Genomic DNA, 20,400 nt, shown 5'->3' on the forward strand with positions numbered 1-20,400 from the left:
CGGTCAAGCGCCTTGGTCAGAAGTTTTCTTCAGAACTGCAACTGGAACTGGGCGGTCAGACCCCAGCTCTTGAGCGACTCGCCGAACCGCGAATCTGCGCGGATATTGGTCGACATCTGCCGCGCCGGCAGGGCCGAGCCGCCATCCAGCAACTTCTGGAAGTTCCAGCCGACGCTGAATTCGCCGAACGTGCCGAGGTTGGTCCCGCTGCTGACCAGCGGCGCGCCCACGGGCTGGCCCCCGACCAGGTTCTGGTAATACTCGGTCGTCACCTCGTCGGCGAAATCGCGATAGCCCGTCAGCGTGGCGTAGTAAGTCGAGATCGACCGCCCGTCCGCGCCCGGCTTCTGGGTGAACAAGGTGGTCGACAGGTAGCCGATCTTGGTCTCGATCTCGTCGATGACCAGAAGACCGTCATCGCCTGCGCCGGGATTGTTGTCGAACAGGATGTCATCCGTTTCGACCTTGGAATACGAGAAGCCAAGGCGCGGCTGAACGAAGATCAGCTTGTCCTGCATCAGGCGGTGGGTATAGCTCGCCTCCGCCGCGAAGGTATGCCCCCGGCTCTCATAGCTCTGGTCGGCGACACCCAGACCTTGGAAGCCACCCAACGGGTTGTTCTCGAGGTCGTAGGAGGTGTGCTCGTAGCGGTACTGGGTCGAGATCGCGAACTGGTTGCGCACCGCCGTCATGTAGAGCCCGCCAAAGGTCTGACGGAAATCCGTCTCGTTGAGGCTGGTGACGATGTTCGAGTTGATCTGGCCGGTCGTCGGGTCGAAGGCAAAGACCGGCTGTTCCATCTTGCCTTGGTTCAGGCCGAGCAGGCCGCCATAGCCGATGCTCCAGCCGTTGTAATAGCCGTTCGAGCACGCCCGGTCGAAGCCCAGCATCATGCCGGAATAGCTGGCATCCAACTCGCTGTCATAGACACCCAGCCCGGTCGTGGTCTGGCCCGAGGATTCCGCGCGCCCACCGGTCGCCCGGCCCCAGCCGCTGAAGCCACAGGGACGTTCCGCCGCGTCGGGACCGGCGTAGAAGCCGACCGCCGCCGCCGAGGGCCGGTTGATCACCGAGCCGATCAACGACTGGTTCAGCGCGATGCCCGAAGCCAGCCCGCCGATTGCGGGGTTGGCACCGCTGTTCAGCTGGATCTCGCCTGCGGCGGTGTTGTTCACCACCTCGTAGAGGACCGCGCCCGAAACCGGCAGACCGCTGCTGCTGAGGTCCAGACCGGCGCTGCTGCCGGTATAGGCGATCAGCGTCGGGTCGCTGCCAAGCTGGCTGAAGAACGAGCCGACATTGTTGAAGGCCAGCGTCGCAGTGCCGGTGACATCGCCATCGACGAAGATGAAGTCGGTCGAGTCCACCGCATCGCCATTCGGCGCCGCGATGCCCGACAGGTTGATGTCGTAGCGCAGGGTGCCGTTCAGCACGGTGTCGCCGTTGACGGTGATGACATCGCCGGTCCGGCCATCGGCCATGCTGAGGATGCCCTCGTTGGTCAGGCCATTGGCCCCGCCAGCGCCCACCGTCACGGAGCCATCCACCTCGAACGCGCCGAGGTTCACCAGCGCGGCGTTCAGCGTGGACCCGTCCTGCATGGCCAGCAGGCCATTGTTGGTCAGGGCGGTGCCGGTGACCGTGCTGCCCGAGGTGATCAGCGTGCCGCCGCCGCCAACGCTGGTCAGCGCGGTGACAGCCGGGCCGCCATTGTTCTCGAACAGGCCGAAGCTCAGGGTGTTGTCGATGATGAAGGTGCCGTCATTGACCACGTCGCCGGTGATGGCCGAGGGGCCATCGACGCCCACATCCGCCCCGGCTTGGTTCAGCAGGTTGCCATCCAGCGTGCCGGACAGGCCGAGAAAGCCCGAGTTGTCCACGTCACCCGTGACGAGCCCGGACAACAGCATCAGCCCGGCATTGCTGACATCGCCGTTCAGCGTGCCTTCGACATTGACGCCGCCACCGACGGCGTTGTCCAGCGGCATGTCCAGCGTGCCGTTTGCGCCGATGTTCAGCAGGGCGTTGGTCTGGTTCTGGAACACCGTGCTGCCAGAGCCGCGCAGCGTGCCTTCGACGATGCGGAACGTGGCCGCGTTGAAGACCGCGGCATCGTGATCCAGCCGCACGACAAAGCCCGACGCGCCGCCGGTCTCGCCGATCATGAACGCGCCCGAATTGTCGATGCTGTCGAGGCCAAAGAGCTGGTCGGCGACCAGCACCGAGCCACCGACGGCATTGGTGATCCCGCCGTCGAGGTTGCGCGTCAGCACGGCGATCGCCCCGGCTTGGTTGTCGAGATCGCCGGTGATGCGGCCATCCGAAACCAGCACCGACTGGTTCGCCACGTCACCGACGATCAGACCGGTCGCGCTGTTTGTCAGCGACCGGCCCGCGATGGTCACGTCGCCGAGGATCTCACCAGCGTTGGACGACAGGCCCGAGGTCACCAGCGTGCCGGTGATCGTGCCGCCCGACAGGTTGGCGAAGACACCGCCATTGACCAGCGCGCCGCCGTTCAGTTGCCCGGCATTCTGCACCATGCCGCCATTCTGGGTCAGCAGACCGGTGACGATCCCCTGCCCGCCATTGGTGACGTCGCCATTGCCGACCAGAACGGTGCCGGTCACCAGACCGTTGTTCAGGAAGGAGGCGTTGTTGTAGTTCTCCAGCGCCGCGATGGTGCCGTAGTTGCCGCCAAGCCCGTTGCCTTGGTTGGTCACGACCTGCGCCGTGGCGGTGTCGAAGATCGTCACCACGCCGCCTGCGGTGTTCAGGATGTCCCCGGCGCTGCCGCCGGTGATGTTCAGGATACCCCGGTTGGTCACATCCCCCAGCAGGCCCGAGCTCATCACGCCGCTGCCCGCGGCAATGGTCGTGGCAAGGCCAACATTGCCACGGTTGAACACGACGCCGCCGCCGCGCACGGTCAGGTTCCCGGCCAGCGCGCCGTCATTATAGAGCGTGCCCCCCGCGATCACGGTATCGCCGTTGACGATGCCTGCCGCGTTTTCGGCCAGCCCGTCGCTCCAGAGCGACGCGATCGTGCCATTGTTGCGCACGTAACCATGGCTGACCACGTCGAGCGCCGTGGCGTTGTTGGTCAGGCCACCGCCCAGCCCGACAAAGGCATCGGCCATGGCGCCGTTGTTCGACAGCATCCCACCCAAGATCGTCGCATCGCCGGTGAGGGTGCCAAAGTTCGAGGCCGTGGCGCCGTTCATGTAGAAGGTGCCGTTCACCGTGCCGACATTCGTGAAGGTGCCCGCCTGAAGGCGCACATCATTCACGTCACCGCCGTTGAAGCCCGACGCCCCGTTCTGCAGGATATCCCCCGCAGAGGCCCCCGCCGCGATCAGGTAGGTGCCCGCGCCGGTCGAGGTGATGTCCCCCGCCGTGCCGCCCGTCACCTGCAGGTCGCCCGCAACCAGCGCATCGGCCATGGAGTTGGTGCTCAGCAGCGACGCGCCCGCGGCGATCCGGCTCTGGCCGTTGATCGTGCCGATATTGGTGAACGTGCCCGCTTCGACGCGCACCGTGCCCACGGTCCCCGCATTCAGGCCAAGCGCCCCGTATTGCCGGATATCCCCGGCCATCGCGCCCGCCGCGATGCCAAAGACGCCCGCGCCCGTCGACAGGATGTCTCCGGCGCTGCCGCCGCTGACCAGCAACGTGCCCGCGACCAGCGCATCGGCCATCGTGCCAGAGCTGACCATCGACGCACCTGCGGCGATCGTGCTCTGGCCGAGGACGACGCCCCGGTTGGTCGCATCGCCCGCAATCACGCTCAGCGCGCCGGAGATCTGGCCGTCATTGACCAACGCGTTCGAGGTTAGGACCCCACCGCTGACGACACCGCCCGCGACGTTGCGCAAGGTGCCGGTGTTGACGACCGAGGCCAGCGTCCCAGCGTTCAGCGTGATGCCGTTGTTGAACACGGCCCCGGCGCTGCCGCCGGTATGGTTGTTGAACTCGCCGCCACCGGAGACGAGCACATCCGCCAGCGTCCCGCTATTGCCCAGCTCCTGTCCAAAGCGGATGGTGGTGTCGCCGATGACCATGCCGGTCGCGCCGTTCAGCGCCGAGCCGCCGTTCATCACGAAGGTGCCGTTGATCGTGCCGGTATTGGTGAACATGCCCGCATCGATGCGCACGTCCTGCACGCTGCCGGCGTTGAAGCCTTGCGCGCCGCCCTGCAGGATGTCCCCGGCGCTCACCCCGGCAGAGATGCCGTACTGGCCGACCCCGACAGAGCGGATATCGCCCGCCGAGCCGCCGGTCACCCAAAGCGTGCCCGCCACCAGCGCATCCGCCATCGTGCCCGAACTGGTCATATCCGCGCCAGCCGCAATGGTGCTGAAGCCCTGAACCTCGTTGCGGTTGTAGGCGCTGCCGCCCCGCACGGTCAGGTTCCCCATCAGGATGCCGTCATTGTAGAGGTCGCCGGTGCTCACGACGTCGCCGGTGACCTGACCATTGGCGAGGTTGCGGAACTCGTCGGTGTTGAAGACCGAAACCAGCGTGCCGTCATTGGTCGACACGCCGTTGTTGAAAAGTGCCTGCGCGCTGGCCCCGGTCGCGTTGAAGAACTCGCCCCCCGCAGCCACGCTGACATCGCCCATGATGCCGTTGTTGATCAGCCCCGCCGTGGCGCGCACCACGCCCATATCGGTCACGGTGCCCCGGTTGATCGCATTCCCGCCGTTCACGATCAGGTCGTCGCCGATGGTGCCTTCGTTGACCACCATGCCCGCATTGACCACGACATCGTCGTTCACGAGCCCGGTATTGAGGAAGTCGCCGGTGTTCAGCACCGAATCCAGCGTGCCGACATTCAGCGCGCTTCCCCCATTCGTCAGCATGGCGCCGACCCCGGTGGACTGGTTGATGAACATCCCGTTGGTGGTGACCACGTCACCCACGGTGCCAAAGTTGGTCAGCCTGCCATCCAGCACCGTCGACAGGCCGGTGATCTGGCCCCGGTTCACAAAGGCCCCGGCGGTGTTGCGCAGCGTGCCCAGCGTGCCCGCGTTCCATGCATCGGCGCTGGCATTGTCGACATGGTCGACATTGCTGGTCGCATCGATGATCAGCATCGCTCCGGCGCGGTTGGTGATGCGGCCCCCGTCGCCACCGCGGAAGGCCAGAGTGCCTTCGCTGGTCGCATCGCCAATCGCGCCATAGACGGTCAGTTGCGCCCCGGCATCGACGAAGGTCCCGCCGGTGAAGGTATTGGCCCCCGCCAGTTCGGTTTGGCCGCTTCCGGTGACGCGCAGCGACAGCGTGCCGGTGCCATTGGTCAGCGCGCCGTTCATGCGGATGGTCGACGCCGCACCATCGGCGTTCAGCGTCAGTTGCACCGGACCGTTGATGCCTTGCACGTCGGAATTGGCGATCAGCCCGGTCGTCACGTTGAACGCAACCGAGTTGTCGAGCGCGAGGCGCATGTCGGACTGGATGTCGATGCCCGCATTGCCGCCGGAATAGGTGAAGGTGGACACCGCGCCGTCAAACACCAGACGGCCATTGGACAGGGTGCTGGCGTCCGAGATATCGAGCGTGTTGATCCGGAAGGACGCACCGCCCAGATCGATCTGGCCGATCCCGCCGGTGCCGTCGACGATCACATCCGCCAGCGCCGAGTTCGGAATGCCGATCGGCAACCAGTTCGTGTTGTTGCCCCAGGACCCGTTGACCGGCCCGTTCCATGTCTGGCCAAAGGCCAGCACCGGGACAAGCATCAGCGCCGCGGCGGTGGTGCCTCCCAGCAGGCGGGCACGCGAATTGCGCGGGGCCTTGTCTGCCGAATATTCGTTCGAATTACCGTTCACATTGGCCGCCGACGTAATTTTCGACATCATTCACCCTCCAAAACGCGTTAATTTTAAATCGCAGAGAGCGACGCCAATGCGCAACACTTCCCTCGGCGACATTCCCCGGTTGTGGGCGACTGTGACATTTCGGCCAAGGTTGCCCTTTTTTTCCTGCCCTGACGCGCCGTAAGGGATTTCTAAACCCCTGCCGCGCGCGGGTGTCGACACGGCTCAGCCCTTGTCCGGATGCAGCGCCGCGAGACCCGCCCCCGCGCCCGCCATCGAGAAGGAAAAGACGATCGGATCGACCGCCAGCCCGGGCCGATAGCTGGCCACGATCTGCGCCTCACCCGTGGCGAGTTCGGTGATCTTCTCCGCGCCAAGCGCGGCCATCGCCTCGCAGAATTGCTGGGTGCAGGTCTGCCATGTGAACTGGATGACCTCTTCGCTGGTCTCGCTGCGCATGGCGAAGCCCGCTGGCAGATAGGCCCCGACCGGCACCCGCGCGGCCACGTAGCTCTGGGTGCCATCGCCCGACCAGAAGGCCAGCATCTGCGCGATAAAAGCCTGATCGGTGTCGCGCAGCAGCGCCTGTGTCAGCACGCACGCCGTCCGGTTCACGGCGATCGCCTCGCAGGACACGGTCCATTCGCCGAATTGCTGGCCGTTGGAAACGGCCCCGTCCTCTTGGGCTGTCGCCGCGCAGGCGAGCGAAGTCAAAAGGCTGCTGACAAGAATGACCGACATGTGGCGCATGATGGAAAAGGTCCCCGACCGATATGATGACTGTTTTACGAAAATTTTCCCCTAAAGGACCCGCTGCATCGGAGCCTGTCAACGGCTAACCGTGATCTTCCCCCGGAGCCGCGCGCTTCCTATATCGGTGTCGATCAGGAGGGTTCGCAGATGGGCTATACCAAGACCGCAATTCTGATGGCCGTGATGACGGCCCTGTTCATGGGGATCGGCTACGCGCTGGCCGGGTCGGGCGGCGCGCTGCTGGCGCTGGTCGTGGCGGCGGGGATGAACGTGTTCACGTGGTGGGGCTCCGACCGGATGGTGCTGCGCATGCACAATGCGCAAGTCGTCACGCAGGGCGACCGCTTTGGCCTGACAGAGATGGTGGCGGATCTGGCGCAGAAGGCCAACCTGCCGATGCCCGCCGTCTACATCATCGACGAGGCGCAGCCCAATGCCTTCGCCACCGGGCGCAACCCCGCAAACGCCGCCGTGGCGGTGACGACCGGTCTGATGCGCAGCCTCTCGCGCGAGGAACTGGCGGGCGTGATCGCCCACGAATTGGCGCATATCCGCAACCATGACACCGCGATCATGACGGTGACCGCGGCCTTTGCAGGCGCGATCACCATGCTGGCGAATTTCGCACTGTTCTTTCGCGGGCGCGACAATGGTGTCGGGCTGGTTGGCACGCTGGCGATGATGTTCCTTGCCCCGATGGCTGCGGGGATCGTGCAGATGGCGATTTCGCGCACGCGCGAATACGCCGCCGACCGTGCGGGTGCCGAAATCTGCGGCAACCCGCTATGGCTGGCTTCGGCGCTGGAGCGCATCGCGCAGGGCGCGGCGCGCATCGATTACGACCGCGCCGAGGCCAACCCGGCCACGGCGCATATGTTCATCATCAATCCGTTGCACGCGCATAAACGCGACAACCTGTTCGCCACCCACCCGGCGACGGAAAACCGCATCAAGGCGCTGCGCGAAATGGCCGGGCAGATGGGCGCGCGCCCTGCCCCGCAGGCCCGCCCTCCGCGCCCCGTCGCCACCGGCAGCACCCGCATTCCCCGCACGGGACGGCGCCGGTCAGGACCTTGGTCCTGACATCGGCGTGCAAGGCGCTTCGAAGCGCCTTGAGGAACGCGTCTTAGAAGACGCGTAAAAGCGCATTGCAATGCGCTTGATCCAAGGCCCTTCGAAGGGCCTTGCCCCCTATCGAAACGGCGTATCGATCGGCACCAGACCGACCGACAGGCCGTTGCGCTCGATCTCCTCAAACTCGGCAAGACGGCTGTCCCAGTCAAAGGACGGGCCGCCGAATCCGACGTTATAGTGGGTCACGCGCAAGCCACCCGCCACCGGTTCGACGCCCATGTCGACCTGACAGAACAGCACCGCCCCGGCGCTGTACCAGCCCGGCACGAAAAACGGTCCCGAGGCCATCGCCGTCACCCGTTGCACCCCGCCGTCATTCTGCATTTCGAGGTGGTGCATCGTCACCGCCTCACGCTGGATCCCGTTCACCGCCGCCACGAGGTCGGCGAAATCATAGCCCTCCTCGACGAAATGTGTCCGGTTCGTCAGCACGTAGCTCGACGCGCAGATCCGCGTGACCGCCGCGCTCAGCGCGCCGCGCGCGTTCGGCAGCACCACGCCCTCTTCGGGCGGCGCGATCATGTCGATCCCGAGCAGTTGCAACTCGCCGACCGTATCGACATAGCGCATCTCATCCCCCGGCGTGCCCAGCACCAGCCCGACCAGTTCGGGCGGCAGCGCGGGCCCGGCCGCCGTCAGCGCCTTGTACGAACTGTCCGCAAGCAGCTTCGACACATCGAGCGCCACGCGAAACACCTCATCCGCCGCGGCACCCGCGCCCTGCCCCGGCGCGATGAACGGCGAATGGAACCCCAACCGCGCGCCCGGTTCCACCTCGCGCGAGGGGTACGGGCTGTTCGCGCCAAAGGTCTGGCCGAACATGAACAGGATCGCGCAGGAGGATTCGCAGACCGCGCCGGACTCGACCCGGGTGGCCACGGTCAACCCTGCCTCGCCGTCATTCACCCCCTTGATGAAGCGGTACACCTCGGACAGCGACCCGCCGGGACTGTCCAAACAGATGCGTGGCAGCACGGCGGGGCCGTTCGCCAACTGATCCATGTAGCCCGTCAAATCGCCGGGCAGGATTTGCCCGGTGAACCGGAACTGGCAGCCGGTCCACGGGTCGCCCTCGACGGTTTCCCACTGACCGGCATTGGCCCCTTGGGCCATGAAGAGCGCACCCAGCGCCAAGGCATATCGCAGCATCTCGGACTCCCTGAAACCACGAGGGGAGCCTAACGGCCCCCCTGCCCGTCTGGAAAGGTCCGAAATCCTTACTTCTTCTTCATCGCGTCCATCAGCGCCGCGCCCAAGGCGCCTTGGCCAGAGCTTTTCGGCCCCGCAGACATCGGCCCGCGCGGCCCCTTGCCCTTCTTTTGCTGGGGCGCGGCCTTGCGCTCCTGCGCGGCCTCGCGCCCGCCGCCATCCTTGCGCATGGACAGGCCGATGCGCTTGCGCGGGATGTCGACCTCGGTCACGCGGACCTTGACGATATCGCCCGCCTTGACGACCTCATGCGGGTCTTTCACAAACCTGTCCGCCAACTGGCTGACATGCACCAAGCCATCCTGATGCACGCCGATATCGACAAAGGCACCAAAGGCCGCGACGTTGGTCACGGTGCCTTCCAGCATCATGCCGGGTTTCAGGTCCTTGATGTCCTCGACCCCGTCCGTAAACGTCGCCGTCTTGAAATCCGGGCGCGGGTCGCGGCCCGGCTTTTCCAGTTCCGAGAGAATATCCCGCACCGTCGGCAGGCCGAAACGGTCGTCGACAAAGTCCTCGGCCCGCAGCCCTTTGAGCGCGCCCGCATCGCCCATCACCTGCCGCAGGTCGCGCCCGCAGGCCTGCACGATGCGCTTGGCGACGTCATAGGCTTCGGGGTGGACGCTGGAGGCGTCCAGCGGCTCTTTCCCATCGCGGATGCGCAAAAAGCCCGCACATTGCTCAAACGCCTTCGGCCCAAGGCCCGAGACCTTGAGCAGCGCCTTGCGCGTGGCAAAGGGCCCGTTGGCGTCGCGATGCAGGACGATGTTCTGCGCCGTCACCGGCCCCAGCCCCGCGATATGCGCCAACAAGGGGGCCGAGGCCATGTTCACATCCACGCCCACCGCGTTCACCGCATCCTCGACCACACCGGCCAAGGCCTGCGCCAAGCGGCGTTGGTCGACATCGTGTTGGTACTGGCCAACCCCGATGCTTTGCGGTTCGATCTTGACCAGTTCGGCCAAGGGGTCTTGCAGACGCCGCGCAATCGACACCGCCCCGCGCAAGCTGACATCCAGATCGGGGAATTCCTTCGCGGCCAGTTCGGACGCGGAATAGACCGACGCCCCGGCTTCGGAGACGACAACCTTGGTCGGTTTCTTGCCCTTGAGCATCGACAGGGTGTCCCCCACCAAACGCTCCGTCTCGCGGCTGGCGGTGCCGTTGCCGATGGCGATCAACTCGACCCCATGCCGCGCCACCAGTTCGGCGATCTTGGCCTGCGCGCCGCGCACGTCCATCTTGGGCTGGAAGGGATACAGAGTCGCCGTCTCCAGCAGCTTGCCCGTGGCATCGACCACCGCCGCCTTGACCCCGGTGCGAATGCCCGGATCGAGGCCCAAGGTCGCTTTGCCGCCCGCAGGCGCGGCCAAGAGCAGGTCCTTGAGGTTGCGGGCAAAGACGTTGATCGCTTCCTCATGGGCGCGTTTGCGCATCTCGGTCAGCAGGTCGACATACATCGACAGCGACAGCTTGATCCGCCACGTCCAGCCCGCCGCCTCGCGCAGCCATGTGTCCCCGGCCCCGTCGCCGCTGATGCCGATGGCGGCGGCCACCATGTTCACCGCGCGGTCCTGACCGGCCTCCGGCTCTGGCGCGATTTCCAGCGTGACGATTTCCTCTTTGGACGCGCGCAGCAGCGCAAGCGCCCGGTGCGCGGGCATCGTCGCCCAGTTTTCGGAATGGTCGAAATAGTCCGAGAACTTCGCGCCCGCCTCTTCCTTGCCCGGCTGCACCCGCGCGGTCACGACCGCCTCGCGCATCATGAAATCGCGCAAGCGGCCCAGCAGGTCGGCATTCTCGGTCAGTTCCTCGGCGAGGATATCCCGCGCCCCATTCAGCGCCGCTTTCACATCGGCCACATCGCCGGTCACGTAGGCCGCGGCCAACTTTGCCGGATCGGCCCCGCGCTGATCCATGATCGCCCGCAGCAGCGGCTCCAGCCCGTTTTCCCGCGCGATCATCGCCTTCGTGCGGCGCTTGGGTTTGTAGGGCAGGTAGATGTCTTCGAGCGTTGCTTTCGTCTCGGCCCCGGCGATCTTCTTCGCCAAGTCATCCGTCAGCTTGCCCTGCTCCTTGATGCTGTTGAGGATCGTCGCGCGCCGCGCCTCCATGTCGCGCAAGTAGCCCAGCCGGTCCGCCAGCGTCCGCAACTGGGTATCGTCCAGACCGCCCGTCACCTCCTTGCGGTAGCGCGCGACGAAGGGCACCGTGGCCCCGCCATCCAGCAATTCGGCGGCCGCCGTCACCTGCGCGGGCGTGGCGTTGATCTCTGTCGCGATGGTCCGGGCGATGCGGGTCTGGGTGTCCAAGGGGGCCTCCTGTCAGATCGGAAGCCCGTGATAGCCGCCCGTGCAAACCCCGCCAAGGGGGATTTGCTTGGCCTGCGCGGGGTTTCGCTTTAGCACATGGCGAGCATTGAGAGGAGCCCGCCGATGAACCCGCTTTACGACCGTCTGTTTGGCACACATGCCGGCAAAGACACCCCGTTTCTGCACCTGCCCGATGGGCGCACGCTGACCCATGACGCGTTCCTGCGGAAAGCCGCGCGGTTCGCCCATGTGCTCAGCGATGCGGGTCTGGAACCGGGTGACAGGCTCGCCGCGCAGATCGAGAAATCGCCCGAGGCGCTGGCGCTCTATGCCGCCTGCGCGCAGACCGGCGTGGTCTTTCTGCCGCTGAACACCGCCTATACGCGCGATGAGCTGGCCTATTTCGTCGAGAACTCCGGCGCGCGGCTGGTGGTGGGCGACGACGCGAAAGAGGCCGATCTGCGCCCGATGGTCGAGAGCTTTGGCGCGCAGCTTTTGACCCTGAACGGGGATGGCAGCGGCAGTTTCACCGACGCGGCCACGGCCAAGCCGGAGGAGTTTGAGACTGTCGCGCGCAGCGAGGATGACCTTGCCGCCTTCCTCTATACCTCGGGCACCACGGGCCGGTCCAAGGGCGCGATGTTGACCCAAGCCAACCTCTTGTCCAATGCCGAGGTCCTGCTGGACTACTGGCGGTTCACGCAAAACGACGTGCTGCTGCATGCCCTGCCCATCTTTCACACGCACGGGCTGTTTGTCGGCACCAACGTGATGCTGCTCTGTGGCGGGGCGATGATCTTTCTGCCGAAATTCGACCTCGACCAGATCATCGCGCAGATGCCCAAGGCCACGACCATGATGGGCGTACCGACCTTCTACACCCGCCTGCTGGACGATGCCCGGTTCACCCGCGACCTGACCCAAGGGATGCGCCTGTTCATCTCTGGTTCTGCGCCGCTCTTGGCCGAAACCCATATCCGCTTCGAAGAGCGTACCGGTCACCGCATCCTCGAACGCTATGGCATGACCGAAACCAACATGAACACCTCGAACCCCTATGAGGGCGAGCGCAGGGCAGGGACCGTGGGCTTCCCCTTGCCGGGGGTCGAGCTGAAAATCTGCGATCCGCAAACCGGCGCAACGCTGCCCCAAGGCGAGATCGGCATCATCGAGGTGCGCGGGCCGAACGTCTTCAAGGGCTATTGGCAGATGCCGGAAAAGACCGCCGAGGAACTGCGCGCAGACGGGTTTTTCATCACCGGCGATTTGGCCTCGATGGATGCGGATGGTTATGTGACCATCGTCGGGCGCAACAAGGACCTGATCATTTCCGGCGGCTTCAACATCTACCCCAAGGAAATCGAACTGGTGTTGGACGACCAGCCCGGGGTTCTGGAAAGCGCTGTGATCGGCGTGCCGCATCCGGATTTCGGCGAAACCGTCGTCGCCGTGATCGTCCCGGAAAAGGGCGCATCGGTGGACGAGGCCGCGCTGAGGCAGGCCTGCGCCGACAGCCTTGCGAAGTTCAAGCACCCGCGCGCCTTCGTCATGCTGGACGCCCTGCCGCGCAACACCATGGGCAAGGTCCAGAAGAACGCCTTGCGCGCCGATCATGCGGGGATGTTCACGTAAGTTGGCCATGGCCAACTTTTCCCATGTCGGCAATGATGCGGGACAGGTAGCCGCCGGGATTGGTCACTTGATCGATCTTCGCGGCGATCCTGTCCTGCGCTTTCAGCGTTTGAAACGCGCCGAGCGTGGCGATGGCCTTGGCCAAAATGCGCTCTCCGATCCCCAGCATTTTCCCGAACTCAAAGACAAGTTGCCGGATGGCATGGGGGCTTTGCGGGGGCTGCGGATAGAAGGTTGAGAGCGTCGGCAGATCGTCCCAGCTTTCAGATTTTTTTGTATCTGGATTTATTGGCTCTTTGTGCCGGACAGTTTGTCCGTCCGTGGCGGGCGTCTGGTCTGGTTTCAACATGTCGCGCAGGCGGGTGATGACGGCGCGGGCCTCGGTCAGGGTCAGGGTAGCGCGGCGCAGCAGGTTGCGCAGACCGTCGAGAAATTCGAGATCATCGCCAGACAGGGGCAGGGCGGCGCAATCGGCGCGCAGGCGTTGGATCACGGCCTTGAGCCCGCGTAGCTCAGTCGCCTCGTCGCGGCGCTGTTGGGCGAGGTCCAGCAGGTCTGCGGCGCGCGCCAGAAGCGGCGAGAGGTCGATGCCAAATGCGCCGACAATCTTGCCGCCGCGATGGATGGGAAAACGTTTGCCGTTGGCGCTGTCGCGGCGCAGGATCAGCCCGGCCTCTTCGAGCCGCGCCAGATGGCGGCGCAACTGCCTGTCCGTCAGCCCCTTCGCCCGAAAGCATAGCGTGTCATTGGCGGCAAAGACCGTCAGCAGGGTCGTGGGCCGAATGGTGCTGTCCGGCAGGCAGGAGAGCAGCGCATCGACCACCATAACGCCGCTGGGCGACAGGCCCAGATCGCGCGCGCAGGTGTTGACCGCGGCCATCAGGGCGCGGCGCTCGACCGGCTGGAAATAGGGTTGCAGATCGACGCTCCCCAAACCGGTGAAACCGTGGGGTTGGGCACAGATCGACTGCGCCCCGGCACCCTGTGCCGAAACTGTGACGTGTTTCATGCCATTTCAGACGGCAAAATTGGACCGGCCACCGAAATCGGTGTTGCAGTGATTCGGATTTGCGGGTACCAATGAAGTGCTAGTAAATCGGGACCCTCTGGAGTGCTTCACCGCCTTCGGGGGGTTTCTTTTTGCTTGACTGTCTGCCTCCTTGCTGCTCGTGGGTGTTGGCCGTGGCCAACTGTTTTATATCAATAGGTTAGCGCCCCAACTTCCACGTCTCGTAGAGAATATCGAGGTTCTCTTCGAGATAGCGGACGAAGTCCTTTTCCTTGGCGGAGGCCATCTCCACCACCAGTTTCGACCCCTGCCGCTGCGCGTTGTAGGCGGTGTTTTTCGTGGTCAGATAGACCGGCTTCAAAGGCGGCTCGGGGGCTTTGGGCGGCTTGCGCGGGCCCGATTGCAGCGCCTTGATGGTCTGGGCCAGCTTCTCCGCCGGGGTGCCGTCCTCAGGCACCAAGGCCAACAGGGCGTCACCCGATGGCGCGCCCTCATCCTTGACCAGCTTGCGCAGTTCCAGCCATGGACGGCGGCCCGCATCATGCGCGGCCCCGATGCGATAGATCACCTCACCGGGCACATCGCGCGCCACGCCGATCAGCTTGGACAGCGTGCCTTTGTCGACCGCCAGAACCTCGCCAATCTCGGCGCGGGTAAATCCCTGTTCCTCCAGCCGGGTGGCAAAGATCGCTTGCTCGATGAAACTGCGCTCCAACCGGGCGGAGTTCTCCAGCGCCTGAGACACCAACGCCTCGCGCTGGTCCATCTCGCGGATGAAGGCCTTGACCGGAATCCCCAGCGCACGGCAGGCGGCGATGCGGCGGCGGCCATAGACGACCTCGTAGCGCGGCCCGGCGCCGCGACGATAGCGCAGCAGGGCAGGGAGCTGCTGGCCCGATGCCTTGATCGACGCGATCAGGTCGTCTAGCCCCTCGGTGACGTCGAAGCGGTCGGCGATGTCACTGTCGGCAATATCGCTGACCGGCACATCCTGCGCGGCCTGCGCCGAGACCTGGCTCAGCACATCCGACATGCTTTTCAGCGATTTCGGCGTGCTGTCGGGGACCTCGGCCTTGCTGCCCATCTGGGCGAGGCTCTTTGCCAGAAGATCACGTTTCACGTTTCACCTCCCGTCCCCATGCGGATTGGATCATGACTTCGATATCGTTGGAAAAGCTGATCACCGACTCCAAGGCGCGGTCATAGGTCTTGCGGTTCTTGGTGCCGGCCAGATCGACCTCGAACAGGGTTTTCTGCGACAGCCCCGCCTCGGACACGGCCGAGGATTTGACGAAAGGCGTGCGAATGACGCTGTCACCCAGCAGTTCGCGGATCCATTCCGCCAGATCCTGCTGCGTGCTGATCGCCGTGTCGAAGCGCGTCAGGAGATAGGCGAAATTGTCATAGGAGCCGATGCCGCCGTTGGAATGCAGCACCTCCAGGATGCCGGACGCCATGGTCAGGAACTGGCTCGCCGAGGCGAGATCGACGCGCTCGGGGATGATCGTCATCAACAGCGAGGTGGAGGCGCAGACGGCGGCCATGGTCAGATAGCCAAGCTGCGGCGGGCAGTCGATCAAGACGATGTCATACTCATCCTCGACCTGCCGCAAGCTGTCGCGGATGCGATTGAAGAAGACGGGCTGTTCGCCGCGCGACAGGGCGGTCGGCGTCTCGGTCTCGAATTCCGACAGAAGGATGCCGCCGGGGACAAGGTCGAGCCCGGGGAAATAGGTCTTGCGCAGCACATCGGTGATCGGCACGCGCGTGGTGTCGCCGTCATTGTAGCGGATCGCGTCATAAAGCGTGCCGCCATGGCGAAAGTCGATCTCTGGCTGGTAGCCGAAAAACGTGGTCAGCGAGGCTTGCGGGTCGGCGTCGATCAGGCAGACGCGATAGCCGCGCAGCGCCAGCCGCATGCCAAGGGTGACGGTGGTCGTGGTCTTCGACGAGCCGCCCTTGAAGTTGACCGTGGACCAGATTTGCAGCTTGTCGCCGTCGCGCCGCCCCGGCAGGAATTGGAACGGGTCCTTGGCATTCTGCGCCAGCAGGTGGCGGATCTCATTGATTTCCTCGGCGGTATAGAGCCGCTTGTTGCCGGGACCTTGGGTGACCTCGGGGATGCGCCCGTCGAAATGCGCCTTGCGCAGATAGCCGTCGGACACGCGCAGCAGCTCGGCCACCTCGGCGGTGGTGAAGCTGCGCAGCGTCTTTTGCTCCTTGGGGGCAAGGAACAGTTTCGACATATGCTCAAGCGCTTCGGACAGCCGGTCGGCGTCCTGCCTGAGCTTGTCATGCAACACAGGGTGCGTCATGGTCTGCCCGCTCTTATGGTGCTGTCGCGTTACTGGGCCTGTTCTCTGCTCGGGGCCTTTGGAAACGCGCTGCACGTGTTTTTTATCCGTTTCGCGTTACAGCTATGCCGAGAGCGGACTGAAAACTCAAGAAAATTCTCGCGGGGCGGCCGGGCGCGGCGGGGCGCAACAGAGACGATCGTCGCCGCGATGACTAGGAAGCGGTTTCCAAAGTACTGAATTTATTCGGTTAATTTATACACGACTTGTCCACAGGCTGGCTGTGGGTCGTTCCGGGCCTGTAACGCGAAATGGCGCGCTGTGGGGGCTAGCGTGTCCTTTGCCGGAGCGGACCGGCGACTCGGGGATTGCAAAGGCTCGGCCCGCATCTGGCGCGGTTTCGCGTTACAAGGCCGATTCCCCGCATCGTCTGGACACGGGCAGGTCAGCCCGGTAACGCTATCACGGCAGGACCAAGGGGAGGAACGCCATGACGCTTGCAACGAAACTCGCCGTGATCGGACTGGGCTCGATGGGCTACGGCATGGCGGTGAACTGCCTGCGGGCGGGGCTGATCACCCACGGCTTCGACATCGCGCCGGGTCCGGTCGAGCGGTTGCGCGCCGAGGGCGGGGCAGGGGGCACGCAGGCCGAGGTCGCGGCTACGCTCGACGCGGTGCTGGTCGTGGTGCTGAACGCGGCGCAGACGGAAACGGTGCTCTTCGGAGAGGCGGGGATCGTGCCGCATCTGCCCAAGGGCGCTGTGGTGATCTCCTCCGCGACGGTGGCGCCGGACTTTGCCAAGGGTATGGAGGCGCGCTGTGCCGAGCATGGCGTGCTGTACCTAGACGCGCCGATTTCCGGCGGCGCGGTGCGGGCCGAGGCGGGGACGCTGTCGGTGATGGCCTCGGGGTCCGACGCGGCGTTCAAGGCCGCGCGCCCGGTGCTGGATGCGATTTCCGAGACGGTGTTCGAACTGGGCGATCACGCTGGGCCGGGCAGCGCCATGAAAGCGGTGAACCAACTCTTGGCGGGGGTGCATATCGCGTCCATGGCCGAGGCGATGACCTTTGGCATGACGCAAGGCGTCTCGCCCGAGAAGTTCATGGAGATCATCCCGAAATGCGCGGGCACCAGCTGGATGCTGGAAAATCGCGGGCCGCATATCGTCGATGGCGATTACACTCCGCGCAGCACCATCGACATCTGGCCCAAGGACCTGGGCATCGTGCTGGACATCGCGCGCACCGCCAAGTTCGGCGCACCTGTGACGGCGGCGGCCTTGCAGCAATTCCTTGCGGCCTCTGGCATGGGGCTGGGGGCCGAGGATGACGCGGCGCTCGCCAAACTGTACGCGCGCAATGCGGGCCTGACCCTGCCGGGAGAAGAGTGATGCTGCTAGGCTGTATTGGCGACGATTTCACCGGCTCCTCCGATCTGGCGAACACCTTGGCCAAGCAGGGGATGCGCGTCGTGCAATATACCGGCGTGCCGCACGCGGCGGCGGAACCGGGTGTGCAGGCGGGGGTCGTGGCGCTGAAATCGCGGTCGATTGCGCCTCAGGAGGCCGTGCGCCAATCGCTGGAGGCGCTGGATTGGTTGATCGCGCAGGGCTGCGAGCAAATCTTCTTCAAGTATTGCTCGACATTCGATTCAACGCCCGAGGGCAATATCGGCCCGGTGGCGCAGGCCTTGGCCGAGCGGCTGGAGGCGCAGCGGGTCATCGTCTGCCCCGCCTTTCCCGGCACGGGTCGGTCGGTCTATCAGGGGCATCTGTTCGTGGGCGACAAGCCCCTGAACGAAAGCGGGATGGAGAACCATCCGCTGACGCCGATGACGGATTCGGACCTGCGGCGCTGGCTGGCGCGGCAGACGGATTTCGCGGTGGGGCATGTCTCGGCGGGGCAGGTCTTTGCCGGGCCGGAGACCGTGCGCGAGGCGCTGGCCATCCAAGAGGCCGAAGGCAAGCGGCTGATCGTGGTCGACGCGATCCGCGATGCGGACCTGATGGCAATTGGCGCGGCGGCGAAGGGGCTGCCGCTGATCACCGGCGGGTCAGGCGTGGCGCTTGGCCTGCCCGCGAATTGGGGCATTGCGCCCGGAGAGGTCGCATGGACGTGGCAGGGGGGGCGCGGCGTGGTGCTGTCGGGCTCATGTTCGAACATGACCCGCGCGCAGGTGGCGCGGCATCGCGACCGCCACCCCGCGCGCGAAGTGCTGGCGGCGGATGTGATCGAAGGCCGCCTGAGCGCCGACGATCTGGCCGGGTGGTTGATGGCGCAGGAGGGCCTGCCGCTGGCCTATTCCTCGGCCGATCCCCAGACGGTGGCCGAGGTGCAGGCGCACTATGGCCGTGAGGCCGCGTCGGACGCGCTGGAGCATTTCTTTGCCGATGTGGCCAAGCTGTGCGTGGCGGGCGGCGTAACGCGGATCATCACCGCCGGGGGCGAGACCTCTGGCGCGGTGGTCGAGGGGCTGTGGCTGGAGCAATTGCAAATCGGGCCGGAAATCGCGCCGGGCGTGCCGTGTTTGCGCGCGTCCGGTGACTTGGTCGTGGCGCTGAAATCGGGGAATTTCGGGGCCGAGGATTTCTTTGAAAAGGCGGATGCGATGCTGGCGGGGGCGGCATGAGCGAGGCGGCGCTGCGCGACCAGATCTGCCTGCTGGCGAAGTCGCTGTTCGACCGGGGGCTGACGGGCGGCTCGACCGGCAATATCAGCGCCCGGACCGAGGATGGCGGGCTGTTGGTGTCGCCCACGGGGACAAGCTTTGGCAGGCTCGATCCGGGGCGGTTGTCGCGGTTCGACGCGCAGGGCGTGTTGATTGGCGGTGACAAGCCGACCAAGGAAATGCCTTTGCATACGGCGTTTTATGACACGCGCAGCACAGCAGGCGCGGTGGTGCATCTGCATTCCTGCCATTCCGTTGCGCTGTCGATGCTGCCGGAGGTGGATGAGGACAACTTTCTGCCACCGCTGACGCCTTATGCGATCATGAAGCTGGGCAAGGTGCGGCTGCTGCCGTTCTTCCTGCCCGGCGATCCGGCGATGGGCGAGGCGGTGCGCGGCTTGGCGGGCAAACGCTCGGCGGTGATGCTGGCGAACCACGGGCCGGTGGTGGCGGGCAAGGATGTCGAGGCGGCCTGCAACGCCATCGAAGAACTCGAAGACACGGCGCGGCTTGCCTTGTTGACGCGGGGCATGTCGGTGCGCGCGCTGACGCCGGATCAGGTGAGCCGCGTGGTGACGGAATTCAACGTGGAGTGGGATTGATGCGGTATTCGGCGAATCTGGGGTTTTTGTGGACCGAGCTGCCCTTGCCCGACGCGATCCGCGCGGCGGCGGCGGCGGGGTTCGATGCGGTCGAGTGCCATTGGCCCTATGACGTGCCTGCCGATCAGGTGAAGGCCGCGCTGGACGAAACCGGCCTGCCGATGCTGGGGCTGAACACGCGGCGCGGTGCGCCGGGCGAGAATGGCTTGTTGGCCTTGCCGGGGCGGCAGGCGGATGCGCGCGCCGCGATTGACGAGGCGGTGGGCTATGCGCGGGCTGTGGGCGCGGGGACGGTGCATGTGATGGCTGGGTTCGCCGAGGGGGAAGAGGCGCATGGCGTCTATGTCGAAAACCTGTCCTATGCCTGCGCGCAGGCGCCCGATCTGGTGATCCTGATCGAGCCGCTGAACCGGCACGACGCGCCGGGCTATTTCCTGAGGACGACCGATCAGGCGCGGGCGATCATCGAAGAGGTGGGCGCGCCCAACCTGAAACTGATGTTCGACTGCTACCATGTGGGCCGGACCGAGGGCGACGTGACCACCCGTGCCGCCGATCTGCTGCCGATCATCGGCCATATCCAGTTTGCCTCCGTTCCGGACCGGGCTGCGCCGTATCATGGGGAATTGCATTACCCCACGGTGTTCGAGGCCATCGAGCGCCTTGGTTGGGACAGGCCGCTTGGGGCGGAATACAAACCCGGCGGGCCGACCGAGGCGACCCTGGGCTGGATGAAACGGAGCCGCGCATCGTAGCCGCGCGCGGTGGCGATCCCGACCTGTGAATCCCTCGATTTATCCCGGCCAAATCCGAAGAAGATCAAAGCTGTGCGCCTGATGCCACCAAATCGCCGCCGCGTGGGGGCGCGGCTGCGATGCGCGGCGGCTTCGCCTTGATTCCGCGCACGGGTAAAATCCGCACTCTGCGACACTGTATACCAGTGTATACTATGGACGATCCTTTCGT

13 protein-coding genes are annotated in these 20,400 nt (G+C 65.2%); 6 read left to right on the forward strand and 7 right to left on the reverse strand.

Translation table 11 applies throughout. The annotated features are described in order from the left end of the window. Positions 1 to 29 precede the first annotated feature (29 nt). Positions 30 to 5,858, reverse strand: a complete 5,829-nt coding sequence (locus tag D8Z78_RS18090; protein WP_128910846.1) for a beta strand repeat-containing protein — start codon at positions 5,856 to 5,858, stop codon at positions 30 to 32. 186 nt (positions 5,859 to 6,044) lie between these two features. Further along, positions 6,045 to 6,560: an invasion associated locus B family protein gene (locus tag D8Z78_RS18095; protein ID WP_164933005.1), complete on the reverse strand. Its 516-nt coding sequence runs from the start codon at positions 6,558 to 6,560 to the stop codon at positions 6,045 to 6,047. A 159-nt stretch (positions 6,561 to 6,719) separates the two neighbouring features. Here D8Z78_RS18095 and htpX point away from each other — a divergent pair, with 159 nt between their 5' ends. Further along, positions 6,720 to 7,655 carry a zinc metalloprotease HtpX gene (gene htpX / locus D8Z78_RS18100; RefSeq protein ID WP_121632467.1) on the forward strand — a complete coding sequence of 312 codons (936 nt, stop codon included), beginning with the start codon at positions 6,720 to 6,722 and terminating at the stop codon, positions 7,653 to 7,655. Between the two features lie 108 nt (positions 7,656 to 7,763). Here htpX and D8Z78_RS18105 read toward each other — a convergent pair whose 3' ends face one another. Then, positions 7,764 to 8,855, reverse strand: a complete 1,092-nt coding sequence (locus D8Z78_RS18105) for a hypothetical protein (RefSeq protein ID WP_121633843.1) — start codon at positions 8,853 to 8,855, stop codon at positions 7,764 to 7,766. A gap of 68 nt (positions 8,856 to 8,923) precedes the next feature. After that, complete coding sequence (locus tag D8Z78_RS18110; RefSeq protein WP_121633844.1) at positions 8,924 to 11,227, reverse strand: Tex family protein; 2,304 nt, start codon at positions 11,225 to 11,227, stop codon at positions 8,924 to 8,926. 123 nt (positions 11,228 to 11,350) lie between these two features. Here D8Z78_RS18110 and D8Z78_RS18115 point away from each other — a divergent pair, with 123 nt between their 5' ends. Further along, entirely contained in the window at positions 11,351 to 12,859 is a 1,509-nt protein-coding gene (locus D8Z78_RS18115) for a malonate--CoA ligase (RefSeq protein ID WP_121633846.1), read from the forward strand. On the opposite strand, the gene D8Z78_RS18120 is transcribed toward D8Z78_RS18115, so the two are convergent. The 3 genes from D8Z78_RS18120 to repA all read right to left on the reverse strand — a co-directional run bounded on the left by D8Z78_RS18120 (position 12,852) and on the right by repA (position 16,183). Next, complete coding sequence (locus D8Z78_RS18120) at positions 12,852 to 13,868, reverse strand: helix-turn-helix domain-containing protein (RefSeq protein ID WP_121633847.1); 1,017 nt, start codon at positions 13,866 to 13,868, stop codon at positions 12,852 to 12,854. The genes D8Z78_RS18115 and D8Z78_RS18120 overlap by 8 nt on opposite strands. Positions 13,869 to 14,067: 199 nt before the next feature. Next, positions 14,068 to 14,988 carry a plasmid partitioning protein RepB gene (gene repB, locus D8Z78_RS18125; RefSeq protein ID WP_121633849.1) on the reverse strand — a complete coding sequence of 307 codons (921 nt, stop codon included), beginning with the start codon at positions 14,986 to 14,988 and terminating at the stop codon, positions 14,068 to 14,070. Beyond that, entirely contained in the window at positions 14,978 to 16,183 is a 1,206-nt protein-coding gene (gene repA, locus D8Z78_RS18130) for a plasmid partitioning protein RepA (RefSeq protein WP_121633852.1), read from the reverse strand. The genes repB and repA overlap by 11 nt, the downstream gene beginning before the upstream one ends. 469 nt (positions 16,184 to 16,652) lie before the next feature. Between repA and ltnD the strand changes: the two genes are divergently transcribed. The 4 genes from ltnD to D8Z78_RS18150 are packed head-to-tail and all read left to right on the forward strand — an operon-like array spanning position 16,653 to position 20,189. Then, positions 16,653 to 17,555: an L-threonate dehydrogenase gene (ltnD, locus tag D8Z78_RS18135; protein ID WP_121633853.1), complete on the forward strand. Its 903-nt coding sequence runs from the start codon at positions 16,653 to 16,655 to the stop codon at positions 17,553 to 17,555. After that, on the forward strand, positions 17,555 to 18,793 hold the full coding sequence (gene otnK, locus D8Z78_RS18140; protein WP_121633855.1) for a 3-oxo-tetronate kinase: 1,239 nt from the start codon (positions 17,555 to 17,557) through the stop codon (positions 18,791 to 18,793). The genes ltnD and otnK overlap by 1 nt, the downstream gene beginning before the upstream one ends. After that, a complete protein-coding gene (gene otnC / locus D8Z78_RS18145) occupies positions 18,790 to 19,434 on the forward strand; it encodes a 3-oxo-tetronate 4-phosphate decarboxylase (RefSeq protein ID WP_121633857.1) in 645 nt (214 codons plus the stop codon). The genes otnK and otnC overlap by 4 nt, the downstream gene beginning before the upstream one ends. Continuing rightward, positions 19,434 to 20,189: a hydroxypyruvate isomerase family protein gene (locus D8Z78_RS18150; protein WP_121633859.1), complete on the forward strand. Its 756-nt coding sequence runs from the start codon at positions 19,434 to 19,436 to the stop codon at positions 20,187 to 20,189. The genes otnC and D8Z78_RS18150 overlap by 1 nt, the downstream gene beginning before the upstream one ends. The last annotated feature ends 211 nt before the right edge of the window (positions 20,190 to 20,400 follow it).

Origin of the sequence: Tropicibacter alexandrii (genome assembly GCF_003667315.2) — a bacterium.
Taxonomy (GTDB): Bacteria; Pseudomonadota; Alphaproteobacteria; order Rhodobacterales; family Rhodobacteraceae; genus Tropicibacter; species Tropicibacter alexandrii.

Coding starts and splice junctions, on each gene's coding strand:
- D8Z78_RS18090 (WP_128910846.1), bottom strand. CDS start 5,858: ATGTCGAAAATTACGTCGGCGGCCAATGTGAACGGTAATTCGAACGAA.
- D8Z78_RS18095 (WP_164933005.1), bottom strand. CDS start 6,560: ATGTCGGTCATTCTTGTCAGCAGCCTTTTGACTTCGCTCGCCTGCGCG.
- htpX (WP_121632467.1), top strand. CDS start 6,720: ATGGGCTATACCAAGACCGCAATTCTGATGGCCGTGATGACGGCCCTG.
- D8Z78_RS18105 (WP_121633843.1), bottom strand. CDS start 8,855: ATGCTGCGATATGCCTTGGCGCTGGGTGCGCTCTTCATGGCCCAAGGG.
- D8Z78_RS18115 (WP_121633846.1), top strand. CDS start 11,351: ATGAACCCGCTTTACGACCGTCTGTTTGGCACACATGCCGGCAAAGAC.
- D8Z78_RS18120 (WP_121633847.1), bottom strand. CDS start 13,868: ATGAAACACGTCACAGTTTCGGCACAGGGTGCCGGGGCGCAGTCGATC.
- repA (WP_121633852.1), bottom strand. CDS start 16,183: ATGACGCACCCTGTGTTGCATGACAAGCTCAGGCAGGACGCCGACCGG.
- ltnD (WP_121633853.1), top strand. CDS start 16,653: ATGACGCTTGCAACGAAACTCGCCGTGATCGGACTGGGCTCGATGGGC.
- otnK (WP_121633855.1), top strand. CDS start 17,555: ATGCTGCTAGGCTGTATTGGCGACGATTTCACCGGCTCCTCCGATCTG.
- otnC (WP_121633857.1), top strand. CDS start 18,790: ATGAGCGAGGCGGCGCTGCGCGACCAGATCTGCCTGCTGGCGAAGTCG.
- D8Z78_RS18150 (WP_121633859.1), top strand. CDS start 19,434: ATGCGGTATTCGGCGAATCTGGGGTTTTTGTGGACCGAGCTGCCCTTG.